Annotated in this window: 22 protein-coding genes and 1 pseudogene; 11 read left to right on the top strand and 12 right to left on the bottom strand. The window is 64.2% G+C overall.

All coding sequences use genetic code 11. The features are described 5' to 3' along the window. Together PMI42_RS09925 and PMI42_RS09920 are read left to right on the top strand one after the other, a co-directional pair. Positions 1 to 327, top strand: a 327-nt coding sequence (locus PMI42_RS09925; protein WP_008133189.1) for a squalene/phytoene synthase family protein, incomplete at its 5' end; no start/stop codon positions are given. 45 nt (positions 328 to 372) lie between these two features. After that, positions 373 to 1,617, top strand: coding sequence for a threonine ammonia-lyase (locus PMI42_RS09920; RefSeq protein ID WP_008133187.1), 1,245 nt, complete (start codon positions 373 to 375; stop codon positions 1,615 to 1,617). Positions 1,618 to 1,626: 9 nt separating this feature from the next. On the opposite strand, the gene PMI42_RS09915 is transcribed toward PMI42_RS09920, so the two are convergent. The 5 genes from PMI42_RS09915 to PMI42_RS37860 form a co-directional block, all read right to left on the bottom strand. Continuing rightward, on the bottom strand, positions 1,627 to 2,805 hold the full coding sequence (locus PMI42_RS09915) for an aminotransferase class V-fold PLP-dependent enzyme (protein WP_008133186.1): 1,179 nt from the start codon (positions 2,803 to 2,805) through the stop codon (positions 1,627 to 1,629). A gap of 76 nt (positions 2,806 to 2,881) precedes the next feature. Then, positions 2,882 to 3,451 carry a CAP domain-containing protein gene (locus tag PMI42_RS09910; protein ID WP_008133185.1) on the bottom strand — a complete coding sequence of 190 codons (570 nt, stop codon included), beginning with the start codon at positions 3,449 to 3,451 and terminating at the stop codon, positions 2,882 to 2,884. Positions 3,452 to 3,547: 96 nt separating this feature from the next. Next, on the bottom strand, positions 3,548 to 4,642 hold the full coding sequence (locus tag PMI42_RS09905) for a serine/threonine protein kinase (RefSeq protein WP_008133184.1): 1,095 nt from the start codon (positions 4,640 to 4,642) through the stop codon (positions 3,548 to 3,550). A gap of 7 nt (positions 4,643 to 4,649) precedes the next feature. After that, positions 4,650 to 6,077 carry a methylenetetrahydrofolate--tRNA-(uracil(54)-C(5))-methyltransferase (FADH(2)-oxidizing) TrmFO gene (trmFO, locus tag PMI42_RS09900; protein ID WP_008133183.1) on the bottom strand — a complete coding sequence of 476 codons (1,428 nt, stop codon included), beginning with the start codon at positions 6,075 to 6,077 and terminating at the stop codon, positions 4,650 to 4,652. 126 nt (positions 6,078 to 6,203) lie between these two features. After that, positions 6,204 to 6,356: a DUF1127 domain-containing protein gene (locus tag PMI42_RS37860; RefSeq protein ID WP_007590701.1), complete on the bottom strand. Its 153-nt coding sequence runs from the start codon at positions 6,354 to 6,356 to the stop codon at positions 6,204 to 6,206. A gap of 651 nt (positions 6,357 to 7,007) precedes the next feature. On the opposite strand from PMI42_RS37860, the gene PMI42_RS09895 reads away from it, so the two are divergent. Further along, the gene (locus PMI42_RS09895) at positions 7,008 to 7,334 is read left to right on the top strand and encodes a hypothetical protein (protein ID WP_035965094.1); all 327 of its coding nucleotides are present in this window, start codon (positions 7,008 to 7,010) and stop codon (positions 7,332 to 7,334) included. A 59-nt stretch (positions 7,335 to 7,393) separates the two neighbouring features. On the opposite strand, the gene PMI42_RS09890 is transcribed toward PMI42_RS09895, so the two are convergent. Both PMI42_RS09890 and PMI42_RS09885 read right to left on the bottom strand, forming a co-directional pair. Continuing rightward, complete coding sequence (locus tag PMI42_RS09890; protein WP_008133177.1) at positions 7,394 to 8,218, bottom strand: lytic murein transglycosylase; 825 nt, start codon at positions 8,216 to 8,218, stop codon at positions 7,394 to 7,396. A 129-nt stretch (positions 8,219 to 8,347) separates the two neighbouring features. Then, positions 8,348 to 9,256 carry a DUF2189 domain-containing protein gene (locus PMI42_RS09885; protein ID WP_008133174.1) on the bottom strand — a complete coding sequence of 303 codons (909 nt, stop codon included), beginning with the start codon at positions 9,254 to 9,256 and terminating at the stop codon, positions 8,348 to 8,350. Between the two features lie 335 nt (positions 9,257 to 9,591). Here PMI42_RS09885 and PMI42_RS09880 point away from each other — a divergent pair, with 335 nt between their 5' ends. Further along, a complete protein-coding gene (locus PMI42_RS09880; RefSeq protein ID WP_008133173.1) occupies positions 9,592 to 9,990 on the top strand; it encodes a DUF3597 domain-containing protein in 399 nt (132 codons plus the stop codon). A 51-nt stretch (positions 9,991 to 10,041) separates the two neighbouring features. On the opposite strand, the gene PMI42_RS09875 is transcribed toward PMI42_RS09880, so the two are convergent. Further along, positions 10,042 to 10,317, bottom strand: a complete 276-nt coding sequence (locus PMI42_RS09875) for a GNAT family N-acetyltransferase (protein WP_008133171.1) — start codon at positions 10,315 to 10,317, stop codon at positions 10,042 to 10,044. A gap of 103 nt (positions 10,318 to 10,420) precedes the next feature. Here PMI42_RS09875 and PMI42_RS09870 point away from each other — a divergent pair, with 103 nt between their 5' ends. Continuing rightward, positions 10,421 to 11,353: a tetratricopeptide repeat protein gene (locus PMI42_RS09870; RefSeq protein WP_008133169.1), complete on the top strand. Its 933-nt coding sequence runs from the start codon at positions 10,421 to 10,423 to the stop codon at positions 11,351 to 11,353. A gap of 95 nt (positions 11,354 to 11,448) precedes the next feature. Here the strand turns inward: PMI42_RS09870 and PMI42_RS09865 are convergent, their stop codons facing one another. Further along, positions 11,449 to 11,724, bottom strand: coding sequence for a GNAT family N-acetyltransferase (locus PMI42_RS09865; RefSeq protein ID WP_008133167.1), 276 nt, complete (start codon positions 11,722 to 11,724; stop codon positions 11,449 to 11,451). 87 nt (positions 11,725 to 11,811) lie between these two features. Next, positions 11,812 to 12,180 (bottom strand): hypothetical protein, encoded by a 369-nt coding sequence (locus PMI42_RS09860; protein ID WP_008133165.1) that lies wholly within the window; start codon positions 12,178 to 12,180, stop codon positions 11,812 to 11,814. 94 nt (positions 12,181 to 12,274) lie between these two features. Here PMI42_RS09860 and PMI42_RS09855 point away from each other — a divergent pair, with 94 nt between their 5' ends. From PMI42_RS09855 to PMI42_RS09845, 3 genes are all read left to right on the top strand, one after another. Beyond that, entirely contained in the window at positions 12,275 to 12,772 is a 498-nt protein-coding gene (locus PMI42_RS09855; RefSeq protein WP_008133162.1) for a hypothetical protein, read from the top strand. A gap of 105 nt (positions 12,773 to 12,877) precedes the next feature. Then, positions 12,878 to 14,485 (top strand): acyl-CoA synthetase, encoded by a 1,608-nt coding sequence (locus tag PMI42_RS09850; protein WP_008133161.1) that lies wholly within the window; start codon positions 12,878 to 12,880, stop codon positions 14,483 to 14,485. 9 nt (positions 14,486 to 14,494) lie between these two features. Then, entirely contained in the window at positions 14,495 to 15,355 is an 861-nt protein-coding gene (locus tag PMI42_RS09845; RefSeq protein ID WP_008133158.1) for a PCC domain-containing protein, read from the top strand. Between the two features lie 16 nt (positions 15,356 to 15,371). Here the strand turns inward: PMI42_RS09845 and PMI42_RS09840 are convergent, their stop codons facing one another. Beyond that, positions 15,372 to 17,435 (bottom strand): DUF1217 domain-containing protein, encoded by a 2,064-nt coding sequence (locus PMI42_RS09840; protein ID WP_008133157.1) that lies wholly within the window; start codon positions 17,433 to 17,435, stop codon positions 15,372 to 15,374. A 231-nt stretch (positions 17,436 to 17,666) separates the two neighbouring features. Here PMI42_RS09840 and PMI42_RS09835 point away from each other — a divergent pair, with 231 nt between their 5' ends. After that, a complete protein-coding gene (locus tag PMI42_RS09835; RefSeq protein WP_008133156.1) occupies positions 17,667 to 18,434 on the top strand; it encodes an AAA family ATPase in 768 nt (255 codons plus the stop codon). A 982-nt stretch (positions 18,435 to 19,416) separates the two neighbouring features. Here the strand turns inward: PMI42_RS09835 and PMI42_RS09830 are convergent. After that, positions 19,417 to 21,147 carry a hypothetical protein gene (locus PMI42_RS09830; RefSeq protein WP_008133155.1) on the bottom strand — a complete coding sequence of 577 codons (1,731 nt, stop codon included), beginning with the start codon at positions 21,145 to 21,147 and terminating at the stop codon, positions 19,417 to 19,419. A 296-nt stretch (positions 21,148 to 21,443) separates the two neighbouring features. On the opposite strand from PMI42_RS09830, the gene PMI42_RS09825 reads away from it, so the two are divergent. Both PMI42_RS09825 and PMI42_RS37850 read left to right on the top strand, forming a co-directional pair. After that, positions 21,444 to 21,998: an SRPBCC family protein gene (locus PMI42_RS09825; RefSeq protein WP_008133154.1), complete on the top strand. Its 555-nt coding sequence runs from the start codon at positions 21,444 to 21,446 to the stop codon at positions 21,996 to 21,998. A gap of 2 nt (positions 21,999 to 22,000) precedes the next feature. Further along, positions 22,001 to 22,175: pseudogene (locus PMI42_RS37850) on the top strand (YncE family protein); the annotation flags it as partial.

Here is a 22,175-nt window from a genome sequence, read left to right as displayed (position 1 = left end):
CGGCAGCTGTTCCTGCCGCAGCAGGTGCTGGCGAGCCACAATTGCGACATGGAGGACGTGTTCGCGGGCAAGGAGACGCCGAACCTGCGTGCCGTGCTGGACCAGCTCGCGGGCGAGGCGCGGCAGCATTTGACGACGGCCTTGTCGCTGTTGGCGGAGGTGCCTGCATCAGCGCGTCCTGCGTTTTTGCCGCTCGGACAGGCGCGGGCCGATCTCGAACGTCTGTCGCAACCCGGCCGCAATGCGTTTACGCCGCAGCCATCGTCGCGGCTGCGTACGCTGTGGACGCTGTGGCGGGCTTCACGTTCGCGGGAATTTACCAAATAGCGGTTGGCTTGTCGCCCGGCCCGGGCAAATGCTCTATGCTGTCCCATGGCTGACTTGTCCCAAACCACGTCCTCCGATCTCAGCGGCCTTCCGGTCGCACCTGACGACATTCGCGCAGCCGCCGAGACCATTCGCGGCGCCGTCGTCGAGACGCCCTGCAGCTACAGCCGGACGCTGAGCAATATCTGCGGCTGCGACATCTGGCTGAAATTCGAGAACCTCCAGTTCACCTCCTCGTTCAAGGAGCGCGGCGCGCTCAACCGGCTGACGGCCTTGACGCCGGAGGAGCGTGCACGGGGCGTGATCGCGATGTCCGCGGGCAACCACGCGCAGGGCGTCGCCTATCACGCCAAGCGGCTCGGCATTCCCGCCACCATCGTGATGCCGGTCGGCACGCCCATGGTGAAGGTCGAGAACACCAGGCATCACGGCGCCGAGGTGGTGGTGACGGGCGCGACGCTGGAGGAGGCTGCCGCGTATGCGCGCAGCCACGGCGAAGCCGGCGGCATGATCTTCGTCCATCCCTATGACGATCCGCTCGTGATCGCGGGGCAGGGCACCGTTGGCCTCGAGATGATGAAGGCCGTGCCGGATCTCGACACGCTGGTTGTCCCGATCGGCGGCGGCGGCCTCATCAGCGGCATCGGTATTGCCGCCAAATCGATCAAGCCATCGCTGCGCATCCTCGGCGTCGAGGCCTGGCTCTATCCCTCGATGTACAATGCCATCCATGACGGTAATCTGCCGGCGCGTGGCGATACGCTCGCCGAAGGCATCGCGGTGAAGTCGCCGGGCAAGATCACCACCGAAATCGTCCGCCGCCTCGTCGACGACATTGCGCTCGTCAACGAGGCCGAACTCGAGCGCGCGGTCGCGACCCTGATCTCGATCGAGAAGACCGTGGTTGAGGGCGCCGGCGCCGCCGGCCTTGCCGCATTGATGTCCGATCCCTCCCGCTTCGAGGGCCAGAAGGTCGGCCTCGTCCTGAGCGGCGGCAATATCGACACGCGGCTGATCGCCTCCGTGCTCACGCGCGAGCTCGCGCGCGAGGGGCGGCTGACGCAGCTGTCGCTGGATATTCCTGATAGGCCCGGGCAACTCGCCGCTGTGGCCTCGCTGTTGGCCGAGGCCGGCGCGAACATCATCGAGGTCTCGCATCAACGGACCTTCTCCGACCTGCCGGCCAAGGCGACGCTGCTGCAACTCGTCATCGAGACCCGCGACAGCGCGCATCTCGACGAGGTCATGGCCAAGCTGAGCGCATCCGGATTGAGCGCGCGCTGCACCTGAGCGTGTGCCCTATCGCGGCGCCAAATCCACGAGGTGGCCAACCAACCGGTCGATCTCGGCTTCGGTGTTGTAGTAGTGCGGGGATGCCCGCACGACCGGCGGCAGCGCGCGGATCTCGGCATCGATGCGGGTGCTCGACGGATGTGAGGCGCCGATCGTGATGCCGGCCCGGGCGGCGCTGTCGACGATGGTGTCCGCCTCATGGCCCTCCATCGTGAAGCTGACGATAGCGCCGGGCGAGCGGCCGAGGTCGCGAATTGTGACGCCACGAATGGAAGCCAGGCCGCTGCGAAGACGCTCCGCAAGCGTCCGGCAGCGCTGCTCGATTGGGGCGAGACCGATATCGAGGGCATAATCGACGGCAGCGCCGAGCCCGAGCCGGGCTGCGTAATTGTTCTCCCAGGTCTCGAAACGGCGGGCATCGTCGCGGAGGCGATATTCGTCGCGCGAGATCCAGGGCGCCGCGAAATGGTCGATCATGGGCGGCTCGAGCTGCTGCAGCAGCGCACGGCGGATATAAAGAAAGCCGGTGCCGCGCGGGCCGCGCAGGAATTTGCGCCCCGTGGCCGACAGCATGTCACAACCGAGAGCGTCGACGTCGACGGCCATCTGGCCGACCGCCTGGCAGGCGTCGAGGAGATAGGGAATTTTGTGCGCCCGCGCGATCCTGCCGACGGCTGCTGCGGGATTGACCAGCCCGCCATTGGTCGGCACCCAGGTGATCGCGATCAGTTTCACCCGCTCGTCGATCATGCGTTCGAGCGCGTCGATATCGAGCTCGCCCCCGGCATCGCTCGGCACCACGTCGATGACCGCGCCCGTGCGCTTTGCGACTTGAAGAAACGCGACATAGTTGGCGGCGTATTCCGCTTCGGCGGTCAGGATGCGATCGCCCGCGCGAAACCGAAGCGCGTAGAATGCCATCTGCCAGGCGACGGTCGCATTCTCCATGAGGGCAATTTCGTCGGGGGCGGCGTTCAGCAGGCGGGCCACCGAGCCATAGACGGAATCAAGCCGGAGCGCCTCGCGGTCGGCGGCGGCGTAGCCTCCGATCTCGCTCTCCAGATCGATATGCCCTTTCATCGCCGCGACAACCGGCGCCGGCATGAGGGCCGCACCCGCATTGTGGAGATATGCGAGCCGGGAGGCGGCCGGCGTATCGGCCCGTATTCGGTCGATGTCGATCAACAACGCCTCCGCTTCTCGCGATCGTCGTGCATGAATTAGACGTGCCGGGCAGCGTAGGCAAGATGGCCCGGCCTTATCAGATGCAGAGGCCGAGCAGCTTGACGTGGCAGTTGTTGGATTTGGACTTTGGCTTGCCGGCGGGGGCGGCCTCGCGCTTCACGGCGACCAGCGGCTCCTTGTCCTTATCCTGCTTGCCCTTACCTTTGCCCTTCGGCTCGTAATCGCCGGCGATCACCATCGCCCAATAGGTGCGCTTGCCGCTGGCGTTCTTTGCGCTTGCGATGCCGACGCGGGAGGCGTTGTGCAGCAACAGATTCTTGCGGTGCCCGGAGGAGTCGATCCATTGGCCGAGCGTCTTCTCGAAATTGTCGTAGCCATAGGCGATGTTCTCGGCGGCGCGCCCCGCGCCGGCCGGCGCGACGCGGCGGTTGAACGGGCCGAGGGCGTCGTGGCTGAGGTCGTCCTTTGCCGCCATCGCGCGCGCCTGGTCCATGGCAATGCGGTCGAGCGTGGCATCGCGCACCACGCGGACCTCACCATGCTTGAGGCGGAAGCTGGAGATCTGTTCGGCTGGAGATTCCGCCATTGCGGGGGCGGTGGCCAGCAATAGAAGGCCGGCGACCAGGCCGCCAGCCATACGATCCATCACAGTCCCCCGAATGCCCATGACCTCAGCCAAGTTCGAATGATCCGACAGCTTCTCTATCGCCAATGTGGACGCTTCAAGGCGCGGCCCACGGTGCTAGCTCGTCGGCAGATCGGCCTCGAAATTGAAACGGTCGCGCAGGTTCTTGCGCTGTTCCAGAATGTCCTTGAGGAAGGCACGATCCTGATCGTTCTTCATCATCGGCTCGATCAGGTCGAGCTGGTTCATGGCGACCAGTTGCAGGATCTCGGTGCGCGGCTTGCCGCCGGCATCGCGCGGCAGCGCGTGCACCACCTGGATGTGCTCCGGGGGCTTCGGCCCCTTCGCGGCAGCAAGTTCGTTGCGGAGCTGATCCTCGAGCGCTGCCTGATCCCCCTCGACGAAAGCGTAGAGCCCGACGCCGGAGCGGCGGTCGGCGAAGGCGACGATGGCGGTGTCGCGCACGGCCGGATTCCTGCGGATGAGCTCGGCCAGCACCGGCGCGTCGTTGACGAGCCGGCGGCCGCCGCCTTCGCGGTCGGTGAAGTTGAACAGGCCGCGCGTGATCGCACGATAGACCTTCTTGCCGGTGGCCAGCCACAGGCTCGCGGCGAACGATTTCTTCGCCAGGATTTTTCGCTCGCGCGGCGTCAGTGCATCCGGCGCGTAGGAACGCTTGTGCTTGAGCAGGTGCCGCAGGTCTTCATAGGCGAGGACACGATACAGCCGGCCGCGGCGGTTGAAGCACGCGGCAAGCTGGAAGTCGGTCACATAGGCACGGCCGTCGCGGCCGACCAGCCAGTTCTGTTCCTTGGCAAGGTCGTTGTGGCAGATGCCGGCGCGGCGCAGCCGGCGCAGCGCCGCCTTGGCCGAGCGGAAATAGGCGAGGTCGCCATGCGGCTTTGCCAGATGCAGCGCGACACCGTCGACGAAGCCGCGCACCAACGCACGGCGGCCGGCCCACAGCAGTTCGGGACCGACGTTCAGGCCCTTGGCCAATTTCAGGGCATGCTTCTCGCGGGCGAACAGATGGCGTGCCAGCACGAACGACCACCATGGAACTTCATCCAGCCGGCGCAGCACGGCGTCGACCTCGCCGGTCTCGCCACGGAAGCGGCCGCGCTCGACGGTCGAGAACACGTCGCGCTTGAGCAGCACGCCCTCGGTCCAGCGCGCCGACAGTGTCGCGGCGTCGTCTTTGGGGAGGCTCATTGACAACTCACGCGGCGGCGGCAATGCGCAAATGATCGGCGATCCAGCGATCGAGATCGGCGAGCGCCAGTGCGCTCATCGCCTGCTTCTTGGCCACCGTCTTCTCGTTGCCGCGCAGACGCGTGCCGTCGGGCTTCTTGGTCGGCGCGCTCGCAAGTGGCGGGAATAGGCCGAAATTGATGTTCATGGGCTGGAACGAGCGCGCGCCCGGCTCGATGGTCTCGATATGGCCGCCGGTGATGTGGCCGAGCAGCGATCCCAGTGCCGTCGTGCCGGGTGGGCTCGCCAGTGTTTCGCCGCGGGCGTCGGCAGCCGCATAGAGGCCGGCGATCAGGCCGACGCTGGCGGATTCCACATAGCCTTCGCAGCCCGTCATCTGGCCGGCAAAGCGCAGGCGCGGTTGTGCGCGTAGCCGCAGCTGGCCGTCGAGCAGCTTTGGCGAGTTGAGGAAAGTGTTGCGATGCAGGCCGCCGAGGCGGGCGAATTCGGCGTTCTGCAAGCCGGGAATGGCGCGGAAGATGCGCTGCTGCTCGCCATATTTCAGCTTCGTCTGGAAGCCGACGATGTTGTAGAGCGTGCCGAGCTTGTTGTCCTGGCGCAGCTGCACGATCGCGTAGGCTTTCGTCGTGGGATCGTGCGGATTGGTGAGACCGACCGGCTTCATGGGGCCATGGCGCAACGTCTCGGGGCCGCGCTCCGCCATCACCTCGATCGGCAGGCAGCCGTCGAAATAGGGCGTGTTGGTCTCCCATTCCTTGAACTCGGTCTTCTCGCCTGAAATCAGCGCGGCGACGAAGCCGTCGTACTGCTCCTTGGTCATGGGGCAGTTGATGTAATCGGCGCCGGTGCCGCCGGGACCGACCTTGTCGTAGCGCGACTGGAACCAGGCCACCGACATGTCGATGGATTCGCGGTGCACGATCGGAGCGATCGCGTCGAAGAAGGCGAGCGCGTTCTCGTCGGTCAGTTCGCGGATGGCGTCCGCCAGCGGCGCGGAGGTGAGGGGGCCGGTCGCAACGATGACATTGCTCCAGCCGGGCGGCGGCAGGCCTGCGACCTCGCCGCGGGCGATCTCGATCAGGGGATGGTCGTTCAGCGCCTTGGTGACGGCCGCCGAGAAGCCGTCGCGATCGACCGCCAGCGCGCCGCCGGCGGGCACCTGGTTGGCGTCGGCCGCGCGCATGATCAGCGAACCGAGCCGGCGCATCTCCGCGTGCAGCAGGCCGACGGCATTGTTGGCGGCGTCGTCCGAGCGGAACGAATTGGAGCAGACCAGCTCGGCAAGCCCGTCGGTGCGGTGCGCCTCGGTCATGCGGTCCGGCCGCATCTCGTGCAGCACCACGGGCACGCCGGATTTGGCGACCTGCCAGGCGGCTTCGGAGCCGGCAAGGCCAGCGCCGATGACGTGCACGGTATTGGATAGGGGTCCTGTCATGGGGCGGACAGGTAGCGCTTTTCGGCGGCCAGTGGAATCGCCGAGATCGAGTTTTCTGCCATCAGAAACGACAACGCCCGCACGAGGCGGGCGCTATCGGTTCGTCCGGTGAAGGGCTGAACGATATCAGCCCTGATACTGACCGGCGGCAACGCGCGGGATGTCCGAGCGATCGAGGCCGATGTCGGCCAGTTCGCGATCGCTGAGCTGGGACAGCTCGGCAACATTGCGCTGATAGTCCCGGAAAGCCTGGATCATGCGGATGAGCGAGAGCAGCATTGGTAGTCTCCTGTAGTTCGATTCAACCCTTGCCCGGGCGTCATCGTTGAAATGAATATAGATGAGAGTGGTGCAGTGCGAAAGTTCCGATGTTGCGATGCAGCTAAGCGTTGGCCGCATAGCGAAGGTAACGGACGATTAACCCGAGAGCACTCCCGCTTAAAGGATGGGCGAGACAGGGAAAGAATTGCTATAAAGACCCGTGAATACACGGGTTTAATGCGGTTTGACGGGTTCCCTTGGAAGCGGAAATAAGTCGCGTTCCGACCTGCGCAACGCCATCAACCAGCTTCTATACCCAAGTCTCCCATGCACGAATCGCATGGTGATGAAATATAAAAACTGAATATATATTCATTATATCGAGCCGAGTGTTCCGTCGGCACGGGGGAGAAAACGACTAGGCGATTCGCCTTGCCTCGGGCTGGCAGTTCAGTCCGATGAAGGGCGGCAGGGTCGGCGAATCTGTTTCGGGCTGGTCTTGGGCCAAGCCCACGCATTGTTGCGGCGCACACACGCCCTGCGTGTGCCGTTCATTACGCGGGTGTAATGAAAATCAGAAATTTCGCATGCGGCTCTGCGCAATGCGCAACATCACGCAATTCTCGCGAGGAATTTATTGCGGCAAGTTGCCGCGTGCGGAGGAAAGTCATCTCGCAGAGTCCGGCAATGTCGCCGGTTCTGTCCCAAGAACAAGAGAAGGAAAGTAACGTCATGACGAAGTTACTCGGGGTTATCGCCATTGCCGCCGTCGCATTCGCCGTCGCGCCGGCCCAGGCCGCCAAGCACGCCATGGGCGGTTGCAGCGGGGCCAATCTGGAGAAGACGGAGACCGCGATCGAGAACATGGCCGACGGCGATGGCAAGATGGTCGCCCAGAAGGAGATCACGGCGGCGCAGGACTCGCTGCTCAACGGCAAAATGGGTGCGTGCGGCGCGCATCTGAACAAGGCGATGCACGCCACCATGGGCAAGTAAACGCACCCAAGAGAGGGCCGGTCGCCGGGCGATCGGCCCTACGCTTTGTCGAGCGCGATCTATGGAGCGCGGGCGAGCTGGGTCGCGAAATAGGCGATGGTCTTGGAGTAGACCTCGCTCTTGTTCCACTGCTGGATCACCGCAAAATTCGGAGCGCCGGGCTGCCAGTCCTTGCCCCTCTGCCAGCCATAGCCGGCGAGGTAGTTGGCAGTGGAGGCCAGCACGTCGGGCGCATTGTGCAAGAGGTCGCGCTTGCCGTTGCCGTCGAAATCGACGGCGTATTTCATCCAGGACGACGGCATGAACTGGGTCTGGCCGAGCTCGCCCGCCCACGCCCCCTTCATGTCGGCCGGCGCGAGATCGCCGCGCTGGACGATGCGCAGCGCCTCCAGCAGCTCGCCGCGAAACTGCTCGGAGCGGCGGCAGTCATAGGCCAGCGTCGCCAGCGAGCGGATGGTGGCAAACTTGCCGGTGTTGACGCCGAAATCGGTCTCGAGCCCCCAGATCGCGACCAGCACCTCGCCTGGCACGCCATAGGTCTGCTCGATGCGCGAGAGCACCGAGCCGTATTGCTTCATCATGTTGGAGCCGCGGGTCATCCGCGGCGGCACCATGCGGCCCGAGAATTCCTCGAAGGTCTGGGTGAAGACCTTTTGCGACTTGTCACGGTTGAGCACGCTCTGGTCGAGCGTGACGCCGGCAAGCCCGGCGGCGATGGCCTGCTGCGAGATACCCTTGGCCGCGGCATCGGTTTTGAAGTCCGCGAGCCAGGCGTCGAAATTGCCAGATCCGCAAGCGACGGCTGCAAGCGCTGGCTCGGCGGACAGGATGGATGCGGAGAGGGCGAGGGCTGCGAGAGCGAGACGAGAAATCGTCGGGGTCATCAGATGAAATGGATTCCGTGAAGTGATCGACCGGCGCGCGCAATCTCGACCGGAACCGCGGCCAAAGCAAGGCGTATGACGCCGCCCGATCCTGCCCGGAGCCGGGCAGGATCGGATGTCACGCGATCGTTAAGCGTCCGTCCTGTTACGCCAGGGGAACAGGTTGGCCGGGAAGTCGGCAGCCGGCTTGCGCGGACGATGCGGCGGAGGCGGCACTGGCCGCGCGCCGGGATCGGATACGATCACCTTGCGGTAGAGGTGCCAGGTGGCGTGGCCGAGCAGGGGGATCACCACGGCGAGGCCGAGGAAGGCCGGGATCGTGCCCAGCGCCAGCAGCACCGCCACGATCAGGCCCCAGGTCGCCATCGGCACCGGGTTCTTTGCGACGACGCGGAGCGAGGTGACCATCGCCTCGAAGGCGCCGGCGTGGCGGTCCAGCATCAAGGGGAACGACACGGCGCTGATGCAGAGCGCGGCAAGCGCGAACAGGAAGCCCGTGCCGCAGCCGACCACGATCAGCCACCAGCCTTGCCGGCTGGTCAGCACGCGCGTCAGGAAATCGGAGATCCCGGACGCGCCCTCATAGCCGAACGCGGCGACGTAAATCGCCTGCGCGGTCGCAACCCAGGTCACGAACAAAGCGAGCAGCAGCGTGCCGAGGCCGAGCATGGCGCCAAACGACGGCGAGCGCAGCACCTCCATGGCATCCCAGGCGCTGGCCTCCTCATAGCGTTCGCGCCGGCTGGAGAGCTCATACAGGCCAAGCGCCGCGAAGGGGCCGATCAGCGCGAAGCCGGCAGCGAGCGGAAACAGCAGCGGCAGCACCGAATAGCCCATCACCACCCGCGCCAGTACGAGACCGAGCACCGGATAGATCACGCAGAGGATGATGGCATGGCTCGGAACCGCCTTGAAATCCTCCCAGCCGCGCTTGAGCGCATCGTGCAGGTCGGACAATTGGATGGTTCGGATGATTGGTCCCGTCGCATCTGCGGGCGGGGCCATGGTGGGCACATTGCCCTGGTAGAGTGTGGCCATGGTCGCTAGCTCCCTTGCCGGGCAGCCGAATCCGGCGCCGGCAAACGGCGCAAGCGGCCGCTCTTCTCTGAATTTCGCGATTCCAACCAGACGCGAATTCCGGGCGGGATCGCGAGTTGAAAGGGAAGGCTACTCCCAATTCCGAGTCCTGTCCCTCACGCTTGGGTGAAATTCGATGCCGCAGTGCAACTTCGGCGATGTCATTCGGTCGTCATTTCGCCGCAGATAAGCTGATGCTGTGTCTCGGTTCGCAGAACTTCGCGGGCGCAACGCAGTAACTTCGTCTATAAGTGCCACTCAAGGCCCTTCCAACGGATCCTTTTCGGGGAGCAGACATGAGCATTTTCGGGAAAATTATGGGCGCGATCTTCGGTAGCCATCCGGCTGCCGCCGCGCCGGCAGGCAGCGCACCTCCGGGCAGCGCGCCCGCAGGAACTGCTCCGGGCGGATCGGCACCGGCAGCCGCGCCCATGGCAACGGTGGACGTTGCGGCCGTCGTCGACAAGCTGGTCGCGGCCCAGAAGGAGAAGCTGGAGTGGCGTACCTCGATCGTCGACCTGATGAAGGCACTCGACATCGATTCGAGCCTTGCTGCCCGTAAGGACCTGGCCAAGGAGCTCGGTTACAGCGGCGACACCAACGATTCCGCGAGCATGAACGTCTGGCTGCACAAGCAGGTGATGTCCAAGCTCGCCGCCAATGGCGGCAAGCTGCCGCCGGAAATCAAGCACTGACCGACCTTCGGTGATCGCCAGGGGCCCGCGATTTCGCGGGCCCCTTTGCGTTCAGGCGACGAGGTCCGCATCCTCCGGATGCTTGTCGAGATAGTCGACGACGAAGCCGCAGCCGGCGATGACCTTCCGGCCGTCGCGGCGGATCAGATCCAGCGCGCCCTTGACCAGCTCGGAGGCGATGCCGCGGCCGCGCAAGCTCCGTGGCGTCTCGGTGTGGGTGATGATCACCGCCGACGGCGTCAGCCGGTAATTGGCGAAGGCGATGTCGCTCCCGACATCGAGCTCGAAGCGGCTCCTGTCCTTGTTGTCGCGTACCGTTGCCGCCATGCAAGATCCTTCCGAAGTGTCGCCCGTCCCCTGATCTAGGCGCCTGAACCCGCCCTTGCCAAGGTGCGACCAAGGAAGGTTGCCGCAGGGGAGATATCTGTAAATGCGCGTCCCAGTCAGCCTGATGGTCGTGCTCGCTGCGCTGGTCTCGACGTCGCCCGCCCCGGCGGCTGAAGGCGATCCGGCCTGGGAGACCTGCGTTGGGCCGACCAGTGCACCGGATGCGCGGATCAAGGCCTGCTCGTCCGTGATCGATACCAGGAGCGAGACCGGCAAGCGGTTCGCGGGCGCGTATTGCAATCGCGGTCATGGCCTGACCGAGAAGCGCGAGCTCGACGCCGCGCTGTCCGATCTCGACGAAGCCGTCAGGCTCGATCCGGCCTATGCCTGCGCCTACAACAATCGCGGCCGCGTCTACAGCTTCAAGCGCGACTATGATCGCGCCATCGCCGATTACGACCAGGCCATCAAGCTCGATCCGTCGCTGGCGCTGGCCTACAGCAATCGCGGCGAGTCGCGTTTCAACAAGGGCGATCTCGACGGCGCCTTCGCCGATTTCGACGCCGCGATCAGGCGCGATCCCAACTACGCCACCGCCTACGCCAATCGCGGCCTCGTCTACTACCGCAGGCACGACATGGTGCATGCATTGGCCGATTACAGCATGCGGATCAAGCTCGCGCCCGATCTGCTCGCCTATATCGATCGCGGCAACGTCTATCGTGACAGCGAGCAGCTCGACCGCGCCGCCGCCGACTACGGCGAGGCGATCCGCATCGCGCCGACCGACGCGCGCGGCTGGCGCAATCGCGGCATGATCCGGCTCTACCAGGGTGACAACAAGGGCGGCCTTGCCGATTACGACAAGGCGCTGCAATACGATTCTTCCGACGTGTTCTCGTGGAACAATCGCGGCCAGGCGCGCTTGCGGCTCGGCGACAAGCAGGGCGCGATCGCCGATTTCAGGAAGGCGCTGGAGCTGAAGCCGGGGCTCCAGACCGCGCAGGAGCAGCTGAGGAAGCTCGGTGCGATGTAGCTCTTCGTCGTCGCGAGGAGCCAAGCGACGAAGCAATCCAGGCTATTTCCGCGGAGGCAGTCCGGATTGCTTCGCTTCGCTCGCAATGACGGCGGTTAGGTCTTCACCAGGTCCTGATACTCCGGGTGCTTCTCGATCCACGCCTTCACGAATGGACATTGCGGGATCAGCTTCAATCCGGCGGCGCGGACCTGGTCGAGCGCACCCTGCACCAGCTTCGAGCCGACGCCCTTGCCGCCGAGCTCCTTTGGCACGTCCGTATGCTCGAACGTGATGACATGGCCCTCGAGCTTGTAGTGCTCGGTCGCGATATGCCCTTCCACCTCCAGTTCATAGCGGTGATGGGTCTTGTTGTTGATGACGTCGCTCATGTCGTCTCCGGTCGGCTCGTCAGCGAATGCGTTAGCGTAGCAACGCACGGTCGGATCGATGGGTTTCCGATGTGAAGGCCTGTCGGTTCAATCACTCGCCTTGGCGAGCCTGGAATCTTCGGGCTGCGGCTGCGGGCGCAGGCAGCCCTGGCAGATGACGAGGGAGCGGTTGACCCTGGCGTCGTGCTCGGCTTCGATGCCGTCCTGGGCCTGCCACCATTCCTTTGAGTATGGCTGAAGACCGGCTTGCGTTCTGTTCCGCTCGGGGCTGGCCGCGGCGCGCGTAACGCGTGACGGCCCTGAGGCTGAACGCGTCTGATTGGGATCCTCTCCGGCGCCGTCCCAGGCATAGCGGGCAGGCTTGAAGGCAGGGTCGGAGGCCAGATGCGCCTGCGGGCCCACGGCACATCCGGCGAGCGCCAGCGACAACAGGAGGAAGGCGGGCGCTTTGACCATGATGCGGCACTCTGTACGCGAGAACTGGCTGAGGTTGCGCCGATCATGTTTAAAATTCCCTGAACGATCGCTGCCCTGCCGACGACCAACGCGAATGCGATACCTGATCCTGCTGCTCATGCTGCTCACAAGTGCCGCGCGCGCCGACGATGCGGTACGGTTCGATCCGTCCGGCTATCCGCCCGGCGTGCAGAAGGCGCTGCGCTACGCCAACGAGGAGTGCGACAGCCAGGACGGTGGCGCGGTGACTTTCGCGCCCGACACGGTGCGCAAGCTCGACCTGACCGGCGATGGCCGCGACGACTACATCGTCGATTTCCGCGATACCAAATGCGGGGAGCGGGAGACCACCTATTGCGGAACCGGCGGCTGCGTCATGACCATCCTGGTGACGCTGCCGGACGGCAGCGTCCGGCCGGTGTTCGACGGCCATGTCCGCAGCTACAAGATCGTGGCGCCGCCGGTGAAGCGCGGCGCTGCGCGGACCATCCGCTTCGATCTGCATGGCAGCTATTGCGGCGGTTTTGGAGCGCAGGCCTGCGTCAAGGAGAAGGCGATCACGTCGACGCCATTCGCGTTCAAGCAGCCGTAAGGCAGCTGCGCGGATAGCGGCCTTGCGGGGGCGCGGGCGATGGCGATAAATGGGCTGCAATGAGCGGGCGGCGAGTGCGCCGGCCGCGCTCGAAGAGGAAGCCCGATGCAGCCCCTGCGCATGTCCCGCCGCGTCATGAATCTCGCTCACATGCTGACCCAGAATGCGCGGCGGCACGGCGCGCGTCCCGGCTTCGTCTGGGGTGACAGATCCTGGACCTGGCGCGAGATCGATGCGCGGGTCTCGGCACTGGCGGCCGCGCTCGCCGCGCGCGGGATCGCCAAGGGCGACCGCATCCTCGTCCATTCCAAGAATGGCGACGAGATGTTCTTTTCGATGTTCGCTGCGTTCCGGCTCGGCGCCGTCTGGGTGCCCACCAATTTCCGCCTGATGCCCGATGAGGTCAGCTATCTCGCGGAGGCCTCCGGCGCGAAGGCGTTTTTGTGCCATGTCGATTTTCCCGAGCACGCGGCGGCCGTGAAGGGCGGCGCGCTGGAGTTCACCTGGAGCATTGACGGCAAAGGCGCGTTCGGCGAGACGTCGGTTGCGGAGGCCATCGCTTCGCAGCCAGGTCGCGTGGTCCAGAACGTTGCGGTCGAGCACGATGATCCCTGCTGGTTCTTTTTCACGTCTGGCACCACGGGCCGCTCCAAGGCCGCGGTGCTGACCCACGGTCAGATGGGTTTTGTTATCACCAACCATCTCGCCGATCTGACCCCTGGGGTCACCGAGGACGATGCCTCGCTGGTGGTGGCGCCGCTGTCGCATGGCGCCGGCGTGCATCAATTGGTGCAGACCGCGCGCGGCGTGCGCACGGTGCTGCTGCCGACGGAAAAATTCGACATCGACGAGGCGTTCCGCCTGATCGAGACGCATCGGGTCGCCAATCTCTTCACCGTGCCGACCATCCTGAAGATGATGGTCGAGCATCCCGCCGTCGACAAATACGACCACTCTTCGCTGCGCCAGGTGATCTATGCCGGCGCGCCGATGTATCGCGAGGATCAGAAGACCGCGCTGAAGAAGCTCGGCAAGGTCATCGTGCAGTATTTCGGCTTGGGGGAGGTGACCGGCAACATCACCGTGCTGCCGGCGGCGCTGCACGATCCCGAGGACGGCCCGCATGCGAAGATCGGCACCTGCGGCTTTGAGCGCACCGGCATGCAGGTCTCGATCCAGGACGACGATGGCCGCGAGCTCGCGGCCAACCAGAGCGGCGAGATCTGCGTGATCGGGCCCGCCGTGCTCGCCGGCTATTACGACAACCCCGAAGCCAATGCGAAGGCGTTCCGCAACGGCTGGTTCCGAACCGGCGATCTCGGCCACATGGACGAGGAGGGGTTTGTCTACATCACCGGTCGCGCCTCCGACATGTACATCTCCGGCGGCTCCAACATCTATCCGCGCGAGATCGAGGAGAAGATATTGACCCATCCCGCGGTCGGCGAGGTCGCGGTGCTTGGCGTGCCCGATGCAACCTGGGGCGAAGTTGGCGTTGCCGTCTGCGTGCCGCGCGAAGGCGAGAAGGCTGTGAGTGAAGCCGAGATGGCGGCGTTCCTGTCGCCAAAGGTGCCGCGCTACAAGATGCCGAAGCGGTTCTTCTTCTGGGAGGCGCTGCCGAAATCCGGCTACGGCAAGGTGCCCAAGCGCATGGTGCGCGACGAGCTCGAGGCGCGCGGATTGCTCGATCTCGACAAGACCAAGACGGGCTGAGCGGACGCGATGCGGAATATCAGGCAGCCGGGCGCACCCGTCGCCGAACGCATCCAATGGGTGGAGGCGAGGGGACGCGCTTTCACGTTCACGCTTGAGGCGGGTGTGCCGCTGCTGGAGGCCGCGCGCCGCGGCTTTGCGGCGGAGGGCTTTGCCGGCGGCGTGCTGAAGTTTGGCAGCGGTGCGCTCGGACCGTTCGCCTATGTGATGCCGGCGCTGTCGAAGACGAGTGAGAATGCTGCGTTCTACAGCGAGACCTATCGGCCGGGCGGGGTGATCCGCACGAAGCTTGGCAGCATGACGCTCGGCACGCGCGACGGTGCACCGTTCTTCCATTGCCACGGGCTGTGGACCGAGGCGGACGGCAGGTCGAGCGGCGGCCATATGCTGCCGGACGAGACCATCGTTGCCGAGCCGTTTGTGGTGGACGCCTTCGGGATCGACGGCGCGATGTTCACCGCAGAGCCCGACCCCGAGACCAATTTCAGGCTGTTCGGGCCGGTCGCTTCCGCGAACACCGGCGCGCGCACGACGAGCCGGGCCTTCGCGCTGCGGCTGCGGCCCAATCAGGATTTTGCCGGCTGCCTCGAACAGTTTTGCCGCGCGCAAGGCATCGCGCACGCGAAGATCCGTGGCGGCGTCGGCTCGACCATCGGGGCGCGCTTCACCCATGGCGGCGTGACCGAGCCGTTCGCGACCGAGCTTGCGGTGACGGCCGGGACGATTGCGCCGGGTCCTTCGGGCGCGCTCGAGGCCGCGCTCGATATTGCCCTGATCGACTACACCGGCGGCATTGCGGAGGGCCGTCTGGTTCGTGGCGACAATCCCGTGCTGATGACCATGGAACTGGTGCTCGAGGTGCTGGGCTAGTCCCGGCGAGCGATCGTCAGCGCGTGCGGAGCTTGGCAATCGCCAGGTACGTCGCGTCGCTGATCCCCGAACTCGATCCCTGAAAGAGGTTGAGCAGGGGAGATTGCGTCTGACCGGTGCTCTGGCTGTTTCTGACGTCATACATGGCGGAGAAGCGGCTCAATAACTTCTCGACCTTCGCGGGATCTGACAGATCCTTGATCTTCATGAACTTGTCCACGAACTTGGCCTGCTGATCGATCGGCATCGCAGCCATCGAATCAGGAAAATCGAAGGTGGTCCTGAACACCTCCGAAAGCGCCTTGTCGGCGAGGATGTCGTATGCGGATGTGATGTCCCCCGCCTTGCGCTGGAAATACAGCGCCAGGCGCACGCCGGGATTCGCATCCCCTTGCTGCTGCTCCAGGCTTTGCTCGAGATAGTTTATCTGTGTTTCCCGGAATTGATCCCGCTTCTGCGGACCCATCATCGGGAGGCGCGCGACGTTGCCCTTGCTGTCGAAATTGAACGATGCCACGATCTCGGCAAAGCGGGGATCGCTCTCCGTGTTGGCGAAGCTCTTCGGATTGTCCAGATCGGAGGCGAAGATCTTCTTGAGATAGTCGGTGCTGACCTTCTTGGGATCCAAGCCCTTGGCGACGAGAACGAAGTCGATCAGGTTCCGGTTTGCAAGCAGGTCGGAGACGCTGTCGATACCTGCGATGGCTTCCTGATAAGCCGTCGCGTCTTTCGCAGCCTGTGTCTTGACTGCCGCTTGCAGCTGGGTGCTGGCCTGTTTCACCGCCGCGATGACGTAGTCCTTTGAAATCTGGAGGACCTCGGCCGGATTCTGCGCCACCAGGGGCGTCGTCAGATTACCCTTTGCGTCGAAGTTGAAGGCGCGCGCGAGCTGGACATACCGATCGTCCTTGAGCGTATAGACGAAGCTCTTGGGGTCGGTGAGGTCGCTTTCGATGGCAGCCTTGACGGTAGCCTGGGAGACGTTCGCGGGATCGAGGCCGACGGCGCCCAGCGCAAAATCATACACGGCCGGCGCCGATACGAATGCCTCGATTGAATTGATCTTGAGGATGGCATTCCTGAAATTCGTGATTGCCAGAGCCTCGCTCAACGGGCTTGCCGCCGCATAGACGGCGGACTTGCTGTCGTCGAACCTGTCTGTCGTGAGCGTGATATTTGCGGCCGTCTGCGCGGGCACGCCCGGGGGAAGCGATCCGTCGGGCGAAAACTCGAACGCGCCGGCCAGATCCACGAAGTCGCCAATCGTCGCGATCTGGTCGTTGAGACTGGAAATGCTCTTCGTGTACGTCTCCAGGTGATATTTCTCGACCAGGATCTGGACCTTCAACTGGGCGACGTCGGCGCCTGGTTGCGTGAGCTGGGCCGTGTAGTCGGAAATCTTCGTATTGGTGGCGCTCACGTCCGACTGGGCCTGGGCGAGCTGGGCGTTGAGGCCCGTCAACTGTGACGCGAAGGTGGTGTTGACGTAGCTGCTTGGATCGGACGGATCGCTGCTCAGCACCTGACTTATGGTGTCGCGCGGCCACTTGCTCTCGTCGATCCCGAACGCCGAGTAAACGTAGTTGCGAAGACGGTCGTCGTTCAGGAGCTGGTCTGCACTGCCGATGTTGCCGATCTGGGTGCTGTAGTAACTCGTGTCGCTGGCGATGGCATCGACCTGGCTCTTCTTGGTCGCGGTGTACAAGCCGATCATCTCATCGGTCTGGTTCTCCGATTGCGCGACCGGCGTCGCACTGCCATTGAAGGAGAATGCCTCGGCGAATTCCCGGTAACGCTTGTCGACCAGCTTGTTGACGAAACTGGTTGAGTCGGAGAGGTCGCTCTCCAGCACCTTTTTCATGAAGGCCTTGGCGTATGCCATGTCTTCCAGGCCATACGCCTTCGTCGCGTAATGATAGAGGCGATAATCCTTCATGAAATCGTCGACGGTCTTCACCTTTCCGATGTTGGCTTTGTAATAGGCGGCCTCTCGCGCCACATCCGCCTGGTTTTCGACCCGCGTCAGCGACTGCTTGAGATTGCGCGTGATGTAGCTGTAACTGAAATACGTTGTCACCATCGCGCATTCCTCGCGGCTTACTGTCCCGGACGTCCGTCAATCATTGCCGGGGTCGCGAGGTGGGAGCTGGCCTCATGCCAGCAAACTGTCCGTAGCCCCGTCGTCTTAATTTGCACCCGGCGACGGACACCGGCTTTGTTTCAATTTATTTCCTCATGTTTCTCAAATGCAGCTTTCGCGAGGATTGTGTTCCGGATACGTTCTCGCTCGGGGTGGGCCGGAGACCGGGGCATGAACCGACGAAGCGGTCGAACGATCAACCTGCCGGCGCCTTACCTGAAACGGGTCTGGCTGGATCCGGCACGCGTTCACGACCGCGAGGCCTATCCGTTCTGCCTGCCGATTTTTCCGGATGATTTCGAGCTCAGTTTCGGCGCCGCCATCACGATCATCGTCGGCGAGAACGGCACCGGGAAGTCGACGATCCTGGAGGGAATCGCGGCGCTGGCCGGCTATGACGATGCCGGCGGCGGCAAGGGCTACATGCCGGTCGATCACACCGAAGCGCGGGAGAAGATGGGCGGCCAGCTTTCCGGGGCGTTGCGCGCAAGCTGGCTGCCGAAGATCACCAATGGCTGGTTCTTTCGCGCCGAGAGTTTTTTCTCGGTGGCGCGATATCTGGACAAGGCCGCACGCGATGCCGGCCAGGTCGGCCCCGATTTCCTGTCGCATTCTCATGGCGAAGGCTTTCTGCGCTTCTTCGAGGAGCGCTGCCAGCGCCAGGGCATCTTCATCTTCGACGAGCCGGAATCGGCGCTGTCGCCGGCGCGCCAGATCGAATTCCTGAGGCTGCTGCGACGCATGGACGAATCCCGCATCTGCCAGGTCATCATGGCAACCCATTCGCCGATGCTGATGGCCTATCCCAACGCGCAGCTGCTGCGGTTGGGCAAATACGGCCTCGAGCCGGTGAGGGTGGAGGAGACGGATCATTACCGGTTGATGCGGGAGTTTTGCGACGATCCGCGCGGGTTCGTCGAGGCGACGCTCGGGGAGTAGGCGAGGGGCGTAATCGACACCGGTCTTCTCCGTCGTCATTGCGAGCGCAGCGAAGCAATCCAGAATCTTTCCGCAGTGGCAGTCTGGATTGCTTCGCTGCGCTCGCAATGACGGAGCGTGGAGCAGCGGCGTTCTCCGCTCTCGTGTCCCGGACGCGACGCAGCGTGAAACGCTGCTGCGCAGAGCCGGGACCCAGGAGGCTGCACGGATCGCTGACGCATGGGCCCCGGCTCTGCAGGCGCATCACTTCGTGCTGCGCTGCGTCCGGGGCACGAGACGGTTGTCGAACGACTGGCATAGACTCTCATCCTCGCGGCACACCGTGCCCGAGCTTTGCGGCATTCACCGCCCCCAAGAAGTGCCGAGGGCGCAAGGAAGACCGGGTGCCGGCTGGCACCCGCGGTCCACTGTGCGAAAGTTGCGCTACAAAGGCTGCACAGCGGCATACAGGTGAAGCCAAACATCCGGCCTTCCCTGCGCAGTGGGTTGACGGCTTATGTCGCGCTCTCCCCGGGGAGCGTTGCACTATTGCCCCCGTCGCCTTGCGGATGACTGATGCACGCGCCCCGGTCGGGCCGCGACACCACCGCAACACTTGGCGCACAGACCCCGGGCGCCAGGACCACACGATTTTGCCGTACGCAGGCTGCACCGGTCGTGTGCGCGCGGCAGTTGCTCACGGCGTGAACCGCCCTGCAAACCACCTTCGCGCCGACGCCGCCTGTGTCCACCACGTCCCACCCCGCGTGTCGTGACGATCGCGATACGCCCCTCGGACCGGGTTGGGATGGCCGAAACATGCGATAATTCCGAATTCGAGTAAAGCGAATTATTTTGACCTTGATGCATTGACCCCGGTCTTGTGTGTTTTGCCCGTCGGGCAACGCAAGGGGTGGGGCGCGCAAGCACCCGCCGCTTCGTCCCCGCCGCCACGCGCCCGGACGGATGAGCCGCTCATCCGCCCTCGATTGAAGCATCATAATCACCTTTGCTCGAGAATACGTTCTCGCGCCGAGCGCAGCAGGTTGAGCCGGGCCGCGGGTGAGATTGCTGCCGCGGCCGCTCCTGCCGGCGGGGGCGCTGCTGCGACGAGCGCAGGCGGAGCGATGGGATTTGCGAACAGGAATCCCCAAACGAAGTCGGTCTGCAGTGCGAGCTGCGTCGGCGGCTGGCCCGACTTGTTGAACCATGCAGGATTCGGCGTGCCGGTGGCGCTCGGTAGATAGCCGCTTTCGGTAAGGCCATTCTCGAACACGCCGAGCGGCAGCGGCACCGTACCCGCCGCATTGGTGCTGGCCCGGCTATGGCATGTCATGCAGGATGATGAGGTGACGAAGCCGGCCTCGGTCACGCTGTTGCCGAGATGTGTGGGGCGTCCCATCGAGTCCGTGAAGTCGACCTGCGTTCCCTTGAGCCGGTAGCTCAGCCAGGAGCGGTCGGACGGCTTGGGTTGCAGCGTGGCGTTGTCAGCGATGCCGATGCCAAGTCCGTCGAAGACGCGCGCAAGGGCTGGCTGCCGGGCGCCGCCGGGATAGCTGCCGCCGGGGTCCAGCACATAGGACGGCAACAGCAGCCCGTCGCACATTTGGTGCGGCCGGGTGAAGTTGCGAGCTTGGCCGGCGCCGACCTGATCAGGCGACGTGTAGCCATAGGAATCGTTGCAGCCGGTGTAATCGCAACGGCCGGGATTGTTGACGTGCTCAAACGTCGTCCAAACCCAATTAGGGATGTCTTTCGAGGAGAAGTGGATGGCGACCAGCCAATGCTCGCCGGGTAGCAGGATGCTGCCGTTATCGTCGAGCACCGGCGTGAGGATTTCCATCTTGACGTAAGGGTTTTGCGGATCCTCGCGCAGCCCCATCGCTTCGGCGCGTTCGCGTGCGAGCCAGTCGCTCTTGATCATCAGTGCGTTTGCGGGAAAGGTGATCTCCGAGAGCGGACCGCCTTGCGTCGCCGTCCGGTAAGGTGCGCCGCTCTTCATGTTGTTGGCGTTGTTCGCGTAGATTTTCGTAATGCCCTCGGTGTTGTAGAGGTCGTTGCGGAAGACGAAGTCGAAGAACGGCTTGTTGCGGAAGACGATCTCGGCCATCGATTGGCGAATGCGGCGGCCCTTGGTCGGATCGGGCGCATCCAGGATCTGGTTGGCGAGCACCGCCTCGGCCTTCAGCGCATCGCGAAACGCTGGCCTTGAGGCCATGCCGAGCGTGTGTGCCTTCGACGGCGGAACGCCGAGCTTCAGCGTCGCCTGGATGTTGGTGTGGTCGGCGGGGAAGAAGGGGCAGTATTTCGCCTTATAGGTCGGATCGTCATAACCTGGATTGGTCGCTGCACCCGGGTTGCAGCAGTTTTGCGCGGCTTGGCCGGTCGAGCACAGCGGTAGCGGACGGCCTGGGTCGCTGCTCAAGCCATTGCCGGGCCATGTTTCCTGATCGGCCGCCCAGTTTTTCCAGAACTGCGCGGTGACGGACTCCGCAAACAGCTTCCAGGCAAACATATCCGGGCAGGACAGCGCGGGATTGCTGACCGGAGGCACAGCGATGAGCATGCCGTTTTCGACCCGCATTGCGCAGCCAGGCGCGTCCTGCGGACGGCTGAGATAATACTGGACCCACCTCAGGCTGTCCGGGGTCTGGCTGGTGGTGCAGATATCGGCGGCGAGCGCAGACTGTGCGGTGACCAGCGACATCATGATAGTCGAGATGGTGTGACGCATGTTTCCCTCCGATGTCCGGTCCATTGAAACGGACTTGCAGTAGAGTGGATACTAGCAACAATCACAACCAAAGATAGTGGTTCGATCTGCCGGGCCGCGCTCAAGACTGCGGTCATTGTAGGGGGAGCCGGCGAGAAAGAGACCTGGCGTCGCATATTGCCCGCAGGTGCATCCTGGCGCGGGGATTGGCCACAGCCGTGCCGCGAACCGGTCTCGCCACGGTCCAAAAATGCGCTACCATGGCCTCAGCGCGCCTCAAGTCGCGCAGATGCAAGAGTCAAGAGTGAGGAAACGACATGAGGACGAGAAGCGGAACGGCGTTCGCCGGGGTGGCGGCGCTGGCGGTGGCGGGGATGGCCTTGACCACGGCATGGGCCCACGGGCCGACCCGGCAGAAGGTGCGCGAATCCATCGAGATCAATGCGCCGCCGGCCAAGGTGTGGGCGGCGATCGGCAATTTCCAGGACATGAGCTGGCTGCCGCCCGTCACCAAGACCGAGGGCGAGAAGGGCAACGAGATCGGCGCGACGAGGAAGCTGACCCTGACCGGCGGCGCCACCGTGGACGAGGAGCTCTACAAGTTCGACGCTGATGCGATGACCTATTCCTACCGGATCACCTCCGTCGACGTGAAGGTGCTGCCGGTCACCAATTATTCCTCGACGCTTGCCGTGACGCCGAGCGCCGACGGCAAGGGTTCGACGCTGGAATGGGCCGGTGCGTTCTACCGTGGCTTTCCCAACAACGATCCGCCGCCGGAGCTGAACGACGAAGCGGCCAAGAGCGCGGTGAGCGGGCTCTACAAGGCCGGCCTCGAGGCGCTGAAGAAGAAGGTTGAGAGCGGAAGCTGACCGTGCGCATCCCGGTTCTGGCGGCGCTCGCCGCCAGCCTTTGCCTTGCCGGTGCAGGCGGCGCGTCCGCCGAGGAGGCGTTCGTCACCAACCAGCTCAGCGACGATCTGATGGTCGTCGACCTCTCCACCGCGCGCAGCGTCGCGACCATCCCGATCGGCGGCAAGCCGGCCGGCG

This window comes from Bradyrhizobium sp. YR681, from assembly GCF_000282615.1.
Classification (GTDB): Bacteria; Pseudomonadota; Alphaproteobacteria; order Rhizobiales; family Xanthobacteraceae; genus Bradyrhizobium.
The sequence above is the reverse complement of the archived record's forward strand: the minus strand, read 5'-3'. Positions and strand labels throughout refer to the sequence as shown.

What these genes read in the sequence shown, in the direction of transcription:
- PMI42_RS09920 (WP_008133187.1), top strand. Translation starts at nt 373, where the DNA reads ATGGCTGACTTGTCCCAAACCACGTCCTCCGATCTCAGCGGCCTTCCG.
- PMI42_RS09910 (WP_008133185.1), bottom strand. Translation starts at nt 3,451, where the DNA reads ATGGATCGTATGGCTGGCGGCCTGGTCGCCGGCCTTCTATTGCTGGCC.
- PMI42_RS09905 (WP_008133184.1), bottom strand. Translation starts at nt 4,642, where the DNA reads ATGAGCCTCCCCAAAGACGACGCCGCGACACTGTCGGCGCGCTGGACC.
- trmFO (WP_008133183.1), bottom strand. Translation starts at nt 6,077, where the DNA reads ATGACAGGACCCCTATCCAATACCGTGCACGTCATCGGCGCTGGCCTT.
- PMI42_RS37860 (WP_007590701.1), bottom strand. Translation starts at nt 6,356, where the DNA reads ATGCTGCTCTCGCTCATCCGCATGATCCAGGCTTTCCGGGACTATCAG.
- PMI42_RS09890 (WP_008133177.1), bottom strand. Translation starts at nt 8,218, where the DNA reads ATGACCCCGACGATTTCTCGTCTCGCTCTCGCAGCCCTCGCCCTCTCC.
- PMI42_RS09885 (WP_008133174.1), bottom strand. Translation starts at nt 9,256, where the DNA reads ATGGCCACACTCTACCAGGGCAATGTGCCCACCATGGCCCCGCCCGCA.
- PMI42_RS09880 (WP_008133173.1), top strand. Translation starts at nt 9,592, where the DNA reads ATGAGCATTTTCGGGAAAATTATGGGCGCGATCTTCGGTAGCCATCCG.
- PMI42_RS09875 (WP_008133171.1), bottom strand. Translation starts at nt 10,317, where the DNA reads ATGGCGGCAACGGTACGCGACAACAAGGACAGGAGCCGCTTCGAGCTC.
- PMI42_RS09870 (WP_008133169.1), top strand. Translation starts at nt 10,421, where the DNA reads ATGCGCGTCCCAGTCAGCCTGATGGTCGTGCTCGCTGCGCTGGTCTCG.
- PMI42_RS09865 (WP_008133167.1), bottom strand. Translation starts at nt 11,724, where the DNA reads ATGAGCGACGTCATCAACAACAAGACCCATCACCGCTATGAACTGGAG.
- PMI42_RS09860 (WP_008133165.1), bottom strand. Translation starts at nt 12,180, where the DNA reads ATGGTCAAAGCGCCCGCCTTCCTCCTGTTGTCGCTGGCGCTCGCCGGA.
- PMI42_RS09855 (WP_008133162.1), top strand. Translation starts at nt 12,275, where the DNA reads ATGCGATACCTGATCCTGCTGCTCATGCTGCTCACAAGTGCCGCGCGC.
- PMI42_RS09850 (WP_008133161.1), top strand. Translation starts at nt 12,878, where the DNA reads ATGCAGCCCCTGCGCATGTCCCGCCGCGTCATGAATCTCGCTCACATG.
- PMI42_RS09845 (WP_008133158.1), top strand. Translation starts at nt 14,495, where the DNA reads ATGCGGAATATCAGGCAGCCGGGCGCACCCGTCGCCGAACGCATCCAA.
- PMI42_RS09840 (WP_008133157.1), bottom strand. Translation starts at nt 17,435, where the DNA reads ATGGTGACAACGTATTTCAGTTACAGCTACATCACGCGCAATCTCAAG.
- PMI42_RS09835 (WP_008133156.1), top strand. Translation starts at nt 17,667, where the DNA reads ATGAACCGACGAAGCGGTCGAACGATCAACCTGCCGGCGCCTTACCTG.
- PMI42_RS09830 (WP_008133155.1), bottom strand. Translation starts at nt 21,147, where the DNA reads ATGCGTCACACCATCTCGACTATCATGATGTCGCTGGTCACCGCACAG.
- PMI42_RS09825 (WP_008133154.1), top strand. Translation starts at nt 21,444, where the DNA reads ATGAGGACGAGAAGCGGAACGGCGTTCGCCGGGGTGGCGGCGCTGGCG.